The organism is Lysobacter sp. ESA13C (assembly GCF_019970005.1).
GTDB classification, from domain to species: Bacteria; Pseudomonadota; Gammaproteobacteria; order Xanthomonadales; family Xanthomonadaceae; genus Lysobacter; species Lysobacter antibioticus_B.
In genome coordinates, this window is the sequence record NZ_JAHXYK010000059.1 from 1 (window position 1) to 242 (window position 242).

The 242-nt window shown below is 68.2% G+C and carries 1 protein-coding gene; it reads left to right on the forward strand.

Annotation, left to right across the window (positions count from 1 at the left end):
- Positions 1 to 242, forward strand: a 242-nt coding sequence (locus tag LC490_RS24330) for a hypothetical protein (protein WP_223621918.1), incomplete at both ends; no start/stop codon positions are given.

The window sequence follows — 242 nt, forward strand, 5'->3', positions numbered from 1 at the left end:
GCGACTTGTACGATCGTCAACGACGACCAGGCGGCGACGCTGACCCTGGTCAAGACGGTGACCAACGACAACGGCGGCACCGCGACGATCAGCGACTTCCCGCTGACTGCGACCGGTCCGACCACGATCACCGGTGTGAGCGGCACGGCGACGGTGACCAATGCCCCGGTCAGCGCCGGCGTCTACACCCTGACCGAAGCTTCGGTGGCCGGTTACACCGCCGGCGCCTGGAGCTGCACCGC